14 protein-coding genes are annotated in these 12,375 nt (G+C 59.1%); 5 read left to right on the top strand and 9 right to left on the bottom strand.

Features of this window, described 5'->3' with window-relative positions:
* Positions 1-161: 161 nt before the first annotated feature.
* Positions 162-539, bottom strand: coding sequence for an autotransporter outer membrane beta-barrel domain-containing protein (locus tag ACA059_RS09295; protein ID WP_497633533.1), 378 nt, complete (start codon positions 537-539; stop codon positions 162-164).
* Positions 540-800: 261 nt separating this feature from the next.
* Between ACA059_RS09295 and ACA059_RS09300 the strand changes: the two genes are divergently transcribed.
* Positions 801-1,169, top strand: coding sequence for a DUF6124 family protein (locus ACA059_RS09300; RefSeq protein ID WP_497633534.1), 369 nt, complete (start codon positions 801-803; stop codon positions 1,167-1,169).
* A gap of 79 nt (positions 1,170-1,248) precedes the next feature.
* On the opposite strand, the gene ampC is transcribed toward ACA059_RS09300, so the two are convergent.
* From ampC to ACA059_RS09315, 3 genes are all read right to left on the bottom strand, one after another.
* Positions 1,249-2,388 carry a class C beta-lactamase gene (gene ampC, locus ACA059_RS09305; RefSeq protein WP_497633535.1) on the bottom strand — a complete coding sequence of 380 codons (1,140 nt, stop codon included), beginning with the start codon at positions 2,386-2,388 and terminating at the stop codon, positions 1,249-1,251.
* Between the two features lie 133 nt (positions 2,389-2,521).
* Positions 2,522-3,865 carry a glucarate dehydratase gene (gudD, locus tag ACA059_RS09310; protein ID WP_497633536.1) on the bottom strand — a complete coding sequence of 448 codons (1,344 nt, stop codon included), beginning with the start codon at positions 3,863-3,865 and terminating at the stop codon, positions 2,522-2,524.
* Between the two features lie 24 nt (positions 3,866-3,889).
* A complete protein-coding gene (locus ACA059_RS09315) occupies positions 3,890-5,236 on the bottom strand; it encodes an MFS transporter (protein WP_497633537.1) in 1,347 nt (448 codons plus the stop codon).
* Positions 5,237-5,518: 282 nt separating this feature from the next.
* Between ACA059_RS09315 and ACA059_RS09320 the strand changes: the two genes are divergently transcribed.
* Entirely contained in the window at positions 5,519-6,232 is a 714-nt protein-coding gene (locus ACA059_RS09320) for a FadR/GntR family transcriptional regulator (RefSeq protein WP_497633538.1), read from the top strand.
* Between the two features lie 92 nt (positions 6,233-6,324).
* Positions 6,325-6,555 (top strand): hypothetical protein, encoded by a 231-nt coding sequence (locus ACA059_RS09325; protein WP_497633539.1) that lies wholly within the window; start codon positions 6,325-6,327, stop codon positions 6,553-6,555.
* 178 nt (positions 6,556-6,733) lie between these two features.
* Here the strand turns inward: ACA059_RS09325 and ACA059_RS09330 are convergent, their stop codons facing one another.
* On the bottom strand, positions 6,734-7,642 hold the full coding sequence (locus ACA059_RS09330; RefSeq protein ID WP_497633540.1) for a DMT family transporter: 909 nt from the start codon (positions 7,640-7,642) through the stop codon (positions 6,734-6,736).
* 96 nt (positions 7,643-7,738) lie between these two features.
* On the opposite strand from ACA059_RS09330, the gene ACA059_RS09335 reads away from it, so the two are divergent.
* Positions 7,739-8,602, top strand: a complete 864-nt coding sequence (locus ACA059_RS09335; RefSeq protein ID WP_497633541.1) for a LysR substrate-binding domain-containing protein — start codon at positions 7,739-7,741, stop codon at positions 8,600-8,602.
* A gap of 123 nt (positions 8,603-8,725) precedes the next feature.
* Here the strand turns inward: ACA059_RS09335 and trhP are convergent, their stop codons facing one another.
* Entirely contained in the window at positions 8,726-10,051 is a 1,326-nt protein-coding gene (gene trhP, locus ACA059_RS09340; RefSeq protein ID WP_497633542.1) for a prephenate-dependent tRNA uridine(34) hydroxylase TrhP, read from the bottom strand.
* Between the two features lie 163 nt (positions 10,052-10,214).
* Here trhP and ACA059_RS09345 point away from each other — a divergent pair, with 163 nt between their 5' ends.
* Positions 10,215-11,276 carry an AI-2E family transporter gene (locus ACA059_RS09345; RefSeq protein WP_497633543.1) on the top strand — a complete coding sequence of 354 codons (1,062 nt, stop codon included), beginning with the start codon at positions 10,215-10,217 and terminating at the stop codon, positions 11,274-11,276.
* Here the strand turns inward: ACA059_RS09345 and ACA059_RS09350 are convergent.
* From ACA059_RS09350 to ACA059_RS09360, 3 genes are all read right to left on the bottom strand, one after another.
* Positions 11,273-11,455: a hypothetical protein gene (locus ACA059_RS09350; RefSeq protein WP_095128871.1), complete on the bottom strand. Its 183-nt coding sequence runs from the start codon at positions 11,453-11,455 to the stop codon at positions 11,273-11,275. The two genes, ACA059_RS09345 and ACA059_RS09350, sit on opposite strands and share 4 nt — an antisense overlap.
* 100 nt (positions 11,456-11,555) lie before the next feature.
* Positions 11,556-11,750: a hypothetical protein gene (locus ACA059_RS09355; RefSeq protein ID WP_003179723.1), complete on the bottom strand. Its 195-nt coding sequence runs from the start codon at positions 11,748-11,750 to the stop codon at positions 11,556-11,558.
* Positions 11,751-11,985: 235 nt separating this feature from the next.
* Positions 11,986-12,357, bottom strand: coding sequence for a hypothetical protein (locus ACA059_RS09360; RefSeq protein WP_046054168.1), 372 nt, complete (start codon positions 12,355-12,357; stop codon positions 11,986-11,988).
* Between the last annotated feature and the right edge of the window lie 18 nt (positions 12,358-12,375).

Genomic DNA, 12,375 nt, shown 5'->3' on the forward strand with positions numbered 1-12,375 from the left:
ACTTTTGTAGCAGCTGGCGCAGCCTGCGTCCGGCTGCGCAGCAGTCGTCCACCCAGAATGCACGGTGAGCCTGATGAACCGCAGTGGCTGAATTTACGACTGCTGCGTCCGAACGCGGCCCGAACCGAACGCAGGCTGCGCCAGCTGCTACAAGGATATGTTTACCAGTTGTAGCGATATCCCGCAGTCACTGCCCAAGGTTGCTCGATATCGCTGCCTTTGGTGTAGCCCGCTTCGACGAAGAAGTGATGCCTGTCTGCCGCATTGACCATCACCCCACCCCCGATCTCGCCCCGTGAACCCGGCAGGCGGCTGTCCAGTTTTACCCCGTTGACCTTCACGTGGCTGTCGCCGGCATGTTCGGTGATCCACGTCGCCTTGGCATAGGGTTTCACGGCGATGCCGTTGCCCAGCGCCAGATGGCGCCCGAACATCCCGCCGACACGGCTTTGAACCGAGTTCATCGCATCCTGCTCGACATTCAAACCATTGCTGGCCGTATAGCGCCCGCCGCTGGTGTGCGCCATTTGTAGTCCCATCTGAGTGCTTCGCAGCCGAACGCAGCCTCGCAGGCTCGGCAGCGACTACAAAAAACCGGGTGTTCCGGGGGGAGATGTATCGGCTTCTATTGGTCTCGGAAGTTTCCTGCAAGTCCTGTCGGTTTTTATGAACTGGTTTCTGTCAGAACGCACCGCTAGCCTTCGTCAGCCCACCGCGAAATCGCGGTCGGACGTGGGAGTCCGCGACACTGAGGGATCCAGGGACGAAAAAAACCAATGGCACATAAAGGAGCCTCGTCTGTGAAAAAGTTCAGCAAGCATCAACCGCAAACCCCAACCGATGCCGATCATCCCGATCCCGCGAAGCTGTGTGAAACCGCAAAAGGCGCAGTCACCCAAAGCCCCAGGCGTACCGCCACGACCCAGCAGATTTTCACTGTTGCTCCTGGTGTCGACACACTAACCCTGCTAAATCAGGCCTGCGAAAACCTTGCCTCCCTGAATGTCCTGATTGCGAATTTTGCCGGGAAACTGGAAGGCTCGAACCGCAAAGTACTGCTGTCGATTCAGCAATTGGCGGCGGTCACCGAGTTGTTGGTGAATCAGGCACGGGAAAATCTTGATCCGAGAAGCGATGCATCTGACGCTCAGCCGCCGACTCGGCATTGAGCTGACGCAGTAACGACAATGGGCGACCTCAAAGGGGTCGCCCATTTTTTTGCCTGCTACGAGAAATCGCGTTTCTCGGCTACTTGGCCAGTGCACTCAATATCGTATGAGCAATCTTGATCCGCTCAGGGTTCGGGTAGTTTTTGTTGGCCAGGATCACGATGCCAATGTCTTTCGACGGCACATACGCCACGTAAGCACCGAAGCCGCCCGTTGAACCGGTTTTGTTGATCAATACGTTTTCTGGTTGAGGTTGCGGCGGGGTCAGCCACTGGACTTCGTGAGCCTCCATCGTCATCTGCGTCGAGTTACCCGCCAGCAATTTATCGAGGCTGACCGGATAGTGGTAGAACTCCCAACCCAGCCCCTGAGTCATCTCGCCCACCTTGTAGTAACCGGTATGCGTCGTGGCGATTGCCCGCTGCATCGGATCTTCCAGGCGGGTCGGTTTCATATTCGCCTCAACATACCGAATCATGTCCGCCGCGCTGGTTTTGATGCCATAAGCCTCCGAATCCAGTGCCCCTGGCCCAACCCGCACAGGCTTGTCTTCCTTGTTGTAACCCTGAGCGTAAAGCCCCATTTGAGCCTGCGGCACTGTGAGGTAGGTGTGTTTCAGCCCGAGTTTCGGCAGCAGGGTTTTTTCCATCACCTCATCAAACGGCGCGCCCATGCTTTTGGCTGCCAGATAACCGAACAACCCCAGGCTCGGGTTCGAATACAGCCGATGGGTGCCGGCGGCATAGGTCGGTTTCCACTGCTGGAAATAGCCGAGCATCTTGTCCGGTGCATCGGCATCGTCGGGGAATTGCAGCGGCAGGCCGCCGGCGCTGTAGGTGCCCAGTTGCAGCACGCTGATGGTGTCGAACGCGCTGCCACGCAGTTCCGGCAGCACGCTGCTGGCCTTGTCCGACAGGGACAGTTTACCGGTGGCCTGAACGTAGGCGGCGAGGGTCGCGGTGAAGGTTTTGCTCACCGAACCGATCTCGAACAGGGTGTTTTCAGTAACGGGTTGTGCGCTCTCTTTCGAAGCCACGCCGTAGTTAAAGTAATACGGCTTTCCGTTGACGGTCACGGCCACGGCGATTCCAGGAACGGCCTGGGCTTGCATGACCGGTCGTACGGCGGCATTCACCACCGTCTCGATTTGATCCTGTGCGACGCATTGGCCGGTGGCGAGCAGCGCCACGCAAACGGCGAGAGTTTTCAGCCTATCCATGTTGGTTGGTCCGTCATTGATTCGATTGCGCGCCATTTTAGGGTGTTAAACGCAACGTTCCGAGCGGTTTTTAAACCCGGCCGCCTATAGGCGGGCCGGGCTGATTGTTTACAGGCCAGGCGCGACCGCTGAATCAGCGCACCAGACACGGCCGCTTGTTATCGAACTTCCATCCCGGAATCAGAAACTGCATCGCCACGCTGTCATCCCGCGCACCCAATCCCATGCCTTTGTACAGCTCATGGGCCTTGGCCAGTTGATCCATGTCCAGTTCGACGCCCAGCCCTGGTTTCTTCGGCACCTGCACGCAGCCGCCGAAGATTTGCAGCGGCGCTTTGGTCAGGCGCTGGCCGTCCTGCCAGATCCAGTGGGTGTCGATGGCGGTGATTTCACCCGGCGCGGCGGCCGCGACGTGGGTGAACATCGCCAGGGAAATATCAAAGTGGTTATTGGAATGCGAACCCCAGGTCAGGCCCCATTCATGGCACATCTGCGCCACGCGGACCGAGCCCTGCATCGTCCAGAAGTGCGGGTCAGCCAGCGGAATGTCCACTGATTGCAACTGGATCGCGTGGCCCATTTCCCGCCAGTCGGTGGCGATCATGTTGGTGGCGGTTTTCAAACCCGTGGCGCGACGGAATTCAGCCATGACTTCACGTCCGGAATAACCGTTTTCCGCGCCGCACGGGTCTTCGGCGTAAGCCAGGACGTGATGCTGATCCCGGCACAGGCGAATGGCTTCCTTGAGTGACCACGCGCCATTCGGATCAAGGGTAATGCGCGCGTCGGGGAAGCGTTCGGCCAGGGCGGTGACGGCTTCGATTTCTTCATCGCCACTGAGCACGCCGCCCTTGAGTTTGAAGTCCTTGAAACCGTAGCGGGCGTGGGCGGCTTCGGCCAGGCGGACCACCGCGTCGGCGGTCATGGCTTTTTCGTGACGTACGCGGAACCAGTCGTTGTCGGCGTCCGGTTCGCTGCGGTAGGCCAGGTCGGTTTCGTTGCGATCACCGACATAAAACAGATAACCCAGCATCTTCACTTCATCGCGCTGCTGGCCTTCGCCGAGCAAGGCCGCGACCGGCACGTCCAGGTGCTGACCGAGCAGATCGAGCAGGGCGGCTTCGAGGCCGGTGACGGCGTGGATGGTGATGCGCAAATCGAACGTCTGTAACCCGCGACCGCCGGCATCGCGATCAGCGAAGGTCTGGCGCACTTGATTGAGGATCTTCTGATACGTGCCGATCGGACTGCCCACCACTAATGAGCGAGCGTCTTCGAGGGTCTGACGAATGCGCTCGCCGCCCGGCACTTCACCGACGCCGGTGTGACCGGCGTTGTCCTTGAGGATCACGATGTTGCGGGTGAAAAACGGCCCGTGAGCGCCACTCAGATTGAGCAACATGCCATCGTGGCCGGCCACCGGAACAACCTGCATGCTGGTGATGATCGGGGCTTTGGCGGTTTCTTGTGTGTTCATTGTTATGTCCTTCAAAACAGATGTTCAGGCGTGGTTGGACGCTGGTTTGGCCAGTGCAACGGCAGGTGCGGTTTTCGGTTTGTTGCGTGCGGCGAAGACGATGATCGCGGCAATGATCGAGGTCGCGGCCAGGCCGTACAGCCCGCCCTGAATCGAGCCGGTGCGTTCTTCCAACAGGCCGAACGTCGTCGGCGCGACGAAGCCACCGAGGTTGCCCACCGAGTTGATCAGCGCGATTACGCCTGCCGCGATCCGCGCGTCCAGGTAGGCCTGAGGAATCGGCCAGAACAGCGACGACGCCGATTTGAAACCCAACGCAGCAAAGCAGATCGCAACGAAAGCGAAGATCGGCCCACCGGTGGTGGACATGAACATCCCGGCCGCCGCGATCAGCAGGGCCGCGGCCACCCAGGCTTGTTGATGCTTCCATTTGGCCGACAGCGAAGCGAAGGCGTACATGCCGACGATCGACAGCAACCACGGAATCGAGTTGAACAGCCCGACTTGAATATCGCTCAGGTCGCCCATCTTTTTGATGATGCTCGGCAGCCAGAAGGTCGCGGCGTAGATGGTCAACTGGATGAAAAAGTAGATCAGGCAGAACAGGATGATCTGGCGATCCTTGAGCAGTTTGCCCAACGACGGTTTGATCGGTGTCGCGGCTTCGCGGGCCAACTGCTCATCGTCGATGGCCTTGACCAGCGCGTCTTGTTCGGCGCGGCTCAGCCATTTGGCGTCGTGGGGTTTGGAGTCCAGCCAGAACCAGACGAACACGCACAGCCCGACCGAGAACATCCCTTCAATGAAGTACATCCATTGCCAGCCGTGCATCCCGAAACCGCTGATTTGCAGGAGCAACCCGGACAACGGGCCGGAGATCAGCGAAGCAATCGCCGAACCGCTGAGGAAGATGGCAATCGCCTTGCCGCGTTCAACGCCAGGCAACCAACGAGTGAAGTAATAAATCACCCCGGGAAAGAACCCGGCTTCGGCCACGCCCAGCAGGAATCGCAGGATGTAGAAGTGGGTTTCGTTCTGGATGAAGGCCATGCAAGCGGCGACCAGGCCCCAGGTCAGCATGATGCGGGTCAGCCAGATTCGCGCGCCGACTTTTTGCAGGAGGATGTTGGAAGGGACTTCGAACAGCGCGTAACCGATAAAGAACAGACCGGCGCCAAGGCCGTAGGCGGCAGCGCCGATGCCCAGGTCATGTTCCATGTGGGCGCGGACGAAGCCGATGTTCACGCGGTCGATGTAGTTGACGATGAACATGATCACGAACAGCGGCAGTACATGGCGTTTCACTTTCGAGATGGCGGATTTCAGGACCGAATCGGCGCCATCGTTCATCCCGGATATGGATGTATTCACTGCGTTATCTCCCACTGATTATTTTTATGCGGGGTGTGGCTAGGTGTTGCGATGTTGATAGACATCATACAACTACATGTTTTTGTCCTGCAAGCATCGTCGTCCAGCAAAATTGCGCTCTATAGGCGGTTTTTTATTCTTTTTGCGGTTGCGAGAAGCCTTCGTGGTGGCCTTTGATGCCCAGATTGTTGAGTGTTGTCATACAAGTTGATCGGCGTTTTCCTGAGATTTCTGTCGAGCGCAGTGCTACGATTCCGGTAGCCCTGTTTCCGGATGATCGCCATGCAAGAAGACCTCGACGCGCCTGCCCGCAAGCGCACCCACAACCTGGCCCATGACCTGGTCGCCAAACTGACCCAGAGCATCTTGCTCGGCCAGATGCAGCCCGGTGACAAGCTGCCGTCCGAGAACACGATTGTTCAGGAGCACGGGGTCAGTCGCACGGTCGTGCGCGAGGCGATCTCGAAATTGCAGGCGTCAGGTCTCGTGGAAACCCGGCATGGCATTGGCACCTTTGTTATCGAGCGAGCACCGGAGCAGGGACTGCGGTTGAACGTCGATACCGCGCTGGGGGTGCGCAGCATTCTGGAGTTGCGCATGGGCCTGGAAACCCAGGCCGCCGCGCTGGCTGCAACCCGTCGCACGGATCATCAATTGGCGCAGATGCGTGAAGCGCTGGACGACTATCAAAGCCTGCTGGCCAACAACGACAGCTGCGTCGAAGCCGACAAGCGCTTCCACCTGCTGATCGCCGAAGCCACCGGCAACGTGTGCTTCACCGAAATCATGCAGCACCTGGGCAGCGCCATGATCCCGCGCACCCGCGTCAATGCCGCCGAGCGCGGCGCGGTGGATTTGAGCAAGCTTGGGCAACTGGCCAACCTTGAGCACGAGGCGATTCTCAATGCCATCAAACGCCAGGATCCGGATGCGGCGCGGGCGGCCATGTGGCTGCACCTGACCAACAGTCGCGACCGGTTTTCGGCCGATCGCTGACCACCGTTTGTCTACTCGATAGCACCTCATCCGCGGCCCTGCTTCCAACGAGTACGGCCCAGATTTGCTGGACCTCATCAGTGAGGTGCGTCATGGCTAACGATTCGATGTTCCAGGGTGGAACGCCCAATACCGACCCAACCCGACCCATGCCCGGAACCGACGAGCCGACCATGGATCACGACGCGCCACCCGGCATGGACCCTTCGCGGGACCCGGCCGAGGCCGACACTGATCGACCTGAAGACTGGATGGATCCTGATGCGGCCGAGGACGTGCCTCCGGCAGATGAGCCAACACCGCTGTCCGATGACAGGCGATAAAGAGAAACCCGGCCATTGCGCCTAATGCCAATCAGTTAAGGATTTGAACACCGCTATCCTTGTGGGAGCGAGCTTGCTCGCGATAGCGAACTGGCAGACAACGTATGTGTTGAATGTAAGACCGCCATCGCGAGCAAGCTCGCTCCCACAGGTTCTGCGCCTCAACACAGATCAATCATCAGACGCTAGCCACCTGAACCACCGGCCTGCGTTCCAGATTCAAGGCCAACACGCTGACCAGCACCACCAGTGCTCCCCCAACGATCATCAACGTCGGCCGCTCGCCCAGTGCAAAAGAGGCAATCGCCATGGCGGTCGGTGGAATCAGATACAGCGTCATCGTGGCACGGCTCAAATCCATATGAGTCAGCACATAGGCCCAGGCGAGGTACGCGAGGGCACTTGGAAAAATACCCAGCCCGATGACTGCGATCTGCGCTTCAATCGGAGCACTGATAACCTGGCTGACCAGCCCCGGGAGATAAACCAACAGCAGTAGCGTCCCAAACCAAACCGTGTAACACACCAATGTCAGCCCGTCGTAGCGCCGCGAGTGATGCTTCTGCAAGGCAAAGTAGAAACTCCATGACACCGCCGCTAGCAGGATCAACAAACCATGGGCGTCGATGCTCCCCAGTCCGTGATCACCGGCCACCACAATCACCACGCCGATCAACCCCAGAAGAACGCAGCCCCACCGCCACGCGCTCACCCGGTCCTTGAACACGAAACGCGCCAGCAACGTGCTGAACAACGGCGTTGATTGCGCCAACACACTGGAGGCGCCGGCGCTGACACTTTGCTGGCCGAAGTTCAGCGCGACATGGTGCAGGCTCACGGCAAAGAAACCGAGCGCGAACAGCAGCGGCAGGTCACGCCTGTTCGGCAGGCTTATGCCCCGGAGCACCGCGACCACCGCCATGAATGCCGACGCTAATAGAAACCGCAGCAAGGCCAGATGACCAGGCTCATAGGTCTGCAAACCAATGTGAATGCCGGTCGGTGAGTAACCCCAACAGCCGACCACAAATGCCATGGCCAGGATGAGTTTGACGGGAGAACCGGGGGAGGGCGTGAGTGGCTTCATGATCGGGCACCTGTAGGCGGATGCACCCAGTATCAGAAGCCTGACTGTTCTCCACAACTGACTTATAGTGTGTCAACTATTCACTTTGGGTGATGTATGGAGCTGGCACAGATACGCATGTTCAAGACCGTCGCTGAGGTCGGCAGCATCGCCCGGGCGGCCGAGTTGTTGCATTGCGTGCCGTCGAACATCACGGCACGGATCAAGTCCCTGGAAGCGGAGCTGGGGGTTGCGCTGTTTCTGCGCGAGGGCCGAGGGCTGCGAATCAGCCCGGCGGGGCAGACCTTTCTGGCTTATGCCTCGAAAATTCTCGCCCTGACGGCGGAAGCCAAGCGTGCGGTGGACCCTTCGGCCGAGCCGTCCGGGCCGTTGCGCATTGGTGCCATCGAGTCGTCGGCGACCGGTCGATTGCCGCGTTTGCTGGCGAAATTCCACAAACGTTACCCCGGCGTCGCGCTGGAACTGACCACCGGCACCTGGGGCCAGTTGCTCGACGACACGCTCAATCACCGGCTCGACGGCGCGATCGTCGCAGTGGATGTCGAGCGCTCGCACCTCAAGCGCACGCCGATGTACCGCGAGGAGCTGCTGCTGATTGCCTCGACGTCTCTGGGGCCGGTGCGTGACATCGCGGATTTGCAGGACAAGACCGTGTTCATGTGGCCTCAGGGCTGTCCCTACCGGGCGGCGCTGGAGCATTGGTTGCTGCGGCAGGGGCAGGCGTTGCCGATTGTCAGCCTGGCCAGTTACGGGGCGATTGTCGGCTGCGTCAGTGCCGGGGCGGGTGTCGCGCTGGTGCCAAAAGGCGTGTTTGATCAGTACGCCAAAGGCGCCGGTTGCGAGGGCTATGAATTCCCCGAATTGACCGCCATCGACAACCTGTTTTACTGGCATGAAAACGCCGGGGTTCACCCGGCGCGGGAAGCGTTTGTGGGGATGTTGCGTGAAGAGTTTGCGTAACGGCTTACCTGTGGGAGCGAGCCTGCTCGCGAAAGCGGTTTAACATTCAACAATGATGTTGGCTGAAAGTCCGTCTTCGCGAGCAGGCTCGCTCCCACAAGGTTTTGTGTCGCTTGAGGATATTCAGCTCACGCTGACATCGCGCATCAATAACCCAAACTGCAAATCCACCGCATCCGGAATCGGCAGGTACACGGTGTGCCCATCCCCCGGCGCCACCTCGATCGGCTCGCCTTTGACGTTTTGCAGTTGCTGCAAGTCGAATTGGAAGTTGCCCTTGGGCGTCATCAGTTCCAGGTGGTCGCCCAGACCAAATCGATTCTTCACTTTGATTTCCGCCATCCGGTCACGCCGCTCGCCGGTCAACTCGCCGACAAACTGCTGCCTTTCCGACACCGAACTGCCGTGCTGGTAGTTCTGGTATTCGTCATGCACATGCCGCCGCAGAAAACCCTCGGTGTAGCCGCGCTGGGCGAGGGATTCCAGATCCGTCATCAGACTGCGGTCGAATTCGCGACCGGCCACTGCGTCGTCGATCGCCCGGCGGTAAACCTGAGTGGTGCGTGCGCAATAAAAATGGGATTTGGTCCGGCCCTCGATTTTCAGTGAGTGCACGCCCATCTGCGTCAGGCGCTCGACATGCTGCACCGCGCGCAGGTCCTTGGCGTTCATGATGTAAGTGCCGTGTTCGTCTTCGAAGGCCGGCATCAATTCGTCGGGTCGATTGGCTTCCTGCAACAGGAACACCTGATCGGTCGGGGCGCCGATGCCCAGGGTTGGTTCGGGCTGGAAGGTCTGCACGATCTCGCCGAGCTGGTTTTCCGTGGCCTCTTGCGCCGAATATTTCCAGCGACAGGCATTGGTGCAACTGCCCTGATTGGCGTCGCGCTTGTTCATGTAACCCGACAACAGGCAGCGACCGGAATAGGCCATGCACAAGGCACCGTGGACGAACACCTCCAGCTCCATCGCCGGGACTTGCTGGCGGATTTCGGCGATTTCTTCCAGGGACAGTTCCCGCGACAAGATGATCCGGCTCAAGCCTTGTTGCTGCCAGAACTCGACACTGGCCCAGTTCACCGTGTTGGCCTGTACCGAAAGGTGAATCGGCATCTGCGGATAATGCCGGCGCACCAGCATGATCAGGCCTGGATCGGACATGATCAGCGCGTCCGGCGCCATGGCAATTACCGGCGCCAGGTCTTTGAGGAAGGTTTTTAGCTTGGCGTTGTGCGGGGCGATGTTCACCACCACATAGAAGCGCTTGCCTTGAGCCTGGGCCTCGTGAATGCCGAGGGCCAGATTGGCGTGATCGAATTCGTTGTTGCGCACCCGCAGGCTGTAGCGCGGCTGACCGGCGTACACCGCGTCGGCGCCGTAGGCGAAGGCATATCGCATGTTTTTCAGGGTGCCGGCGGGGGCGAGCAGTTCTGGAGGCAGGAGAGTCATGGCAGAGTCGGTCACAAAAGCCGCCGAGAGTAAGCGGCTTTCCCCAAGGGTTCATTGATCTGGATCTATGCTTGATGAACAAACGGATGGCACTCGCGCGAACCGTGGCGGACTAAGCATCAGGACGCGACATTGTGTCCTTGCGGACTGACATGGATCGGACATGAACGAAGAGACAGTACAAAACAAATCACTGGTGATCTTGCTGGGGCTGGTCACCACCGCGTTCATCTGGATTTTGCTGCCGTTTTACGGCGCGGTGTTCTGGGCGGTAATCCTCAGCATCCTCTTCGCGCCGCTGCAGCGACGACTGCAACTCAGATTCGGCTGGGAGCGCAACGTGACGTCGCTGCTCACCCTGAGTATCTGCCTGGTGATCGCGATTCTGCCGGTGATCGTCCTCAGTATCTTGCTGGTCCAGGAAGGGGCCGCGCTGTACAAGAGCATTGAAAGCGGTGAATTGGACATTGCCGGGTATGTGACGCATTTCAAACACAGCCTGCCGCCGTACTTCCAGCACTTGCTCGATCGGGCCGGGGTTGGCGAGCTGGACGGGCTGCGGGAGAAAATCATCAAGAGTGCGGTGACAGGCAATGAGTTTATCGCCACGCAGGTTTTCAGTGTCGGTCAGGGCACTTTCGATTTATTGGTGAGCTTTTTCATCATGCTCTACCTGCTGTTCTTCTTTCTGCGGGACGGCGCCGAACTGGCACGTAAAGTTCGCGCCGCGGTGCCGCTGCAGGAACACCAGAAACGTCGTTTGCAACTCAAGTTCAATCGTGTGGTACGGGCGACAGTGAAGGGCAACCTGCTGGTGGCGATCACGCAGGGTGCATTGGGCGGTTTGATTTTCTGGTTTCTGGATATTCCGAGCTCGTTGCTCTGGGCGGTGCTGATGGCGTTTCTGTCGCTGTTGCCAGCGGTGGGGGCGGGGATCGTCTGGGCGCCGGTGGCGGCGTTTTTCCTGTTCACCGGGGCGATCTGGCAAGGCGTGGTGCTGGGGCTGTTCGGGATCTTTGTGATCGGCCTGGTGGATAACGTGCTGCGGCCGATCCTGGTGGGCAAGGATACCAAGATGCCGGACTATCTGATCCTGATCTCGACACTGGGCGGTCTGGCGATCTTCGGCCTCAATGGCTTTGTGATCGGGCCGCTGATCGCCGCGCTGTTCATGTCGAGCTGGGCCAGCTTCATCGAAACCAAGCCGCGGGTGCAGCTGCCTTAAGCGCTGAGCTGGCCTTGGCCGATGCGTTGCGACAGTGCCTGGGCGGCCGGCAGCGAAGTGAGCGGACCGCTGATCGGTTCGCCGTCTTGCACCAAGTACCAACAGGCGAGCAATCCTAGCTCTCTGAGCGGTGCGGGAACGGCGCTGCCGATAACGGACATGATTTGAACCTGGGACATAAGTACCTCCATCAATCTATGGAGCTACCTTACGGACCGGACGCCTGAACGGACAATCAACGCTTTCGATAGTCGTCATTGATGCCAATGAGGCTTCGCTTCAGTCGACCACCAGATCCAGCATATGAACCACTTCCTGCTCGTTGAGCAGGCCTTTTCGCACCAGGTTTTCTGCCAGCAGCGAAAGAAACTTGGCGCTGCGATGGCCTTCCAGGTGCTTGAGTTCGGTCAGTGCGTTGTACACCTTGCTGGAAGTGCACAAGCCGACAATGCGGTGCGGGTTTTGCGTGGGCATGAGGTCGTCCTTGTTTTTATCAACCTGTTGTTAACGGACAGATCCAAGATTGCGGACCTGACATGACATAAATATGACCGTTTTCCCCAAAGCGGGGGAAGGGTGGCGAGTCAATCTTGCCAACTTGAACCGCAAAGACTGTCCCGACAGCGACCTTGGCGAGATTTATCCAGACCTCTGCCGACGGACGGTCACAAAAAAGGCCCCGCTGTTGAGACGGGGCCTGATGATTCCGTTACCAGCGGCCATAACCGTGGGGAGGGCCGTAGTAACCGCGCGGTGGACCGTAGTAACCACGGGGCGGACCGTAGTAAACCGGCGGCGGGCCGTAATAGACCGGTTGCTGCACGTAGACCGGTGCCGGCTGGTAATAAACCGGTGGCGGGCCGTAGTAAACCGGTTGTGGCTGAGCGTAAACCGGTTGCTGTACATAGACCGGCCGGTTGCTGTTGATGATGGCCGAACCGACGATGGCCGTGCCAACGATCGCGCCAAATACCGCCGGCCCTTCCCAACCGTGACCGCCGTGACCGCCGCCAGCCTCTGCCTGCCCTGCGATAGCCAGAGCACCGATCAGCAAGGCTACTGTGGGGATTTTACGGATCATGATAGTTCCTCGGTTCTT

Source organism: Pseudomonas sp. LBUM1647 (assembly GCF_059716175.1).

Excerpts from the sequence above, each read along its gene's own strand:
- ACA059_RS09295 (WP_497633533.1), bottom strand. The coding sequence starts at position 539 with ATGGGACTACAAATGGCGCACACCAGCGGCGGGCGCTATACGGCCAGC.
- ampC (WP_497633535.1), bottom strand. The coding sequence starts at position 2,388 with ATGGATAGGCTGAAAACTCTCGCCGTTTGCGTGGCGCTGCTCGCCACC.
- gudD (WP_497633536.1), bottom strand. The coding sequence starts at position 3,865 with ATGAACACACAAGAAACCGCCAAAGCCCCGATCATCACCAGCATGCAG.
- ACA059_RS09320 (WP_497633538.1), top strand. The coding sequence starts at position 5,519 with ATGCAAGAAGACCTCGACGCGCCTGCCCGCAAGCGCACCCACAACCTG.
- ACA059_RS09325 (WP_497633539.1), top strand. The coding sequence starts at position 6,325 with ATGGCTAACGATTCGATGTTCCAGGGTGGAACGCCCAATACCGACCCA.
- ACA059_RS09330 (WP_497633540.1), bottom strand. The coding sequence starts at position 7,642 with ATGAAGCCACTCACGCCCTCCCCCGGTTCTCCCGTCAAACTCATCCTG.
- ACA059_RS09335 (WP_497633541.1), top strand. The coding sequence starts at position 7,739 with ATGGAGCTGGCACAGATACGCATGTTCAAGACCGTCGCTGAGGTCGGC.
- trhP (WP_497633542.1), bottom strand. The coding sequence starts at position 10,051 with ATGACTCTCCTGCCTCCAGAACTGCTCGCCCCCGCCGGCACCCTGAAA.
- ACA059_RS09345 (WP_497633543.1), top strand. The coding sequence starts at position 10,215 with ATGAACGAAGAGACAGTACAAAACAAATCACTGGTGATCTTGCTGGGG.
- ACA059_RS09350 (WP_095128871.1), bottom strand. The coding sequence starts at position 11,455 with ATGTCCCAGGTTCAAATCATGTCCGTTATCGGCAGCGCCGTTCCCGCA.
- ACA059_RS09355 (WP_003179723.1), bottom strand. The coding sequence starts at position 11,750 with ATGCCCACGCAAAACCCGCACCGCATTGTCGGCTTGTGCACTTCCAGC.
- ACA059_RS09360 (WP_046054168.1), bottom strand. The coding sequence starts at position 12,357 with ATGATCCGTAAAATCCCCACAGTAGCCTTGCTGATCGGTGCTCTGGCT.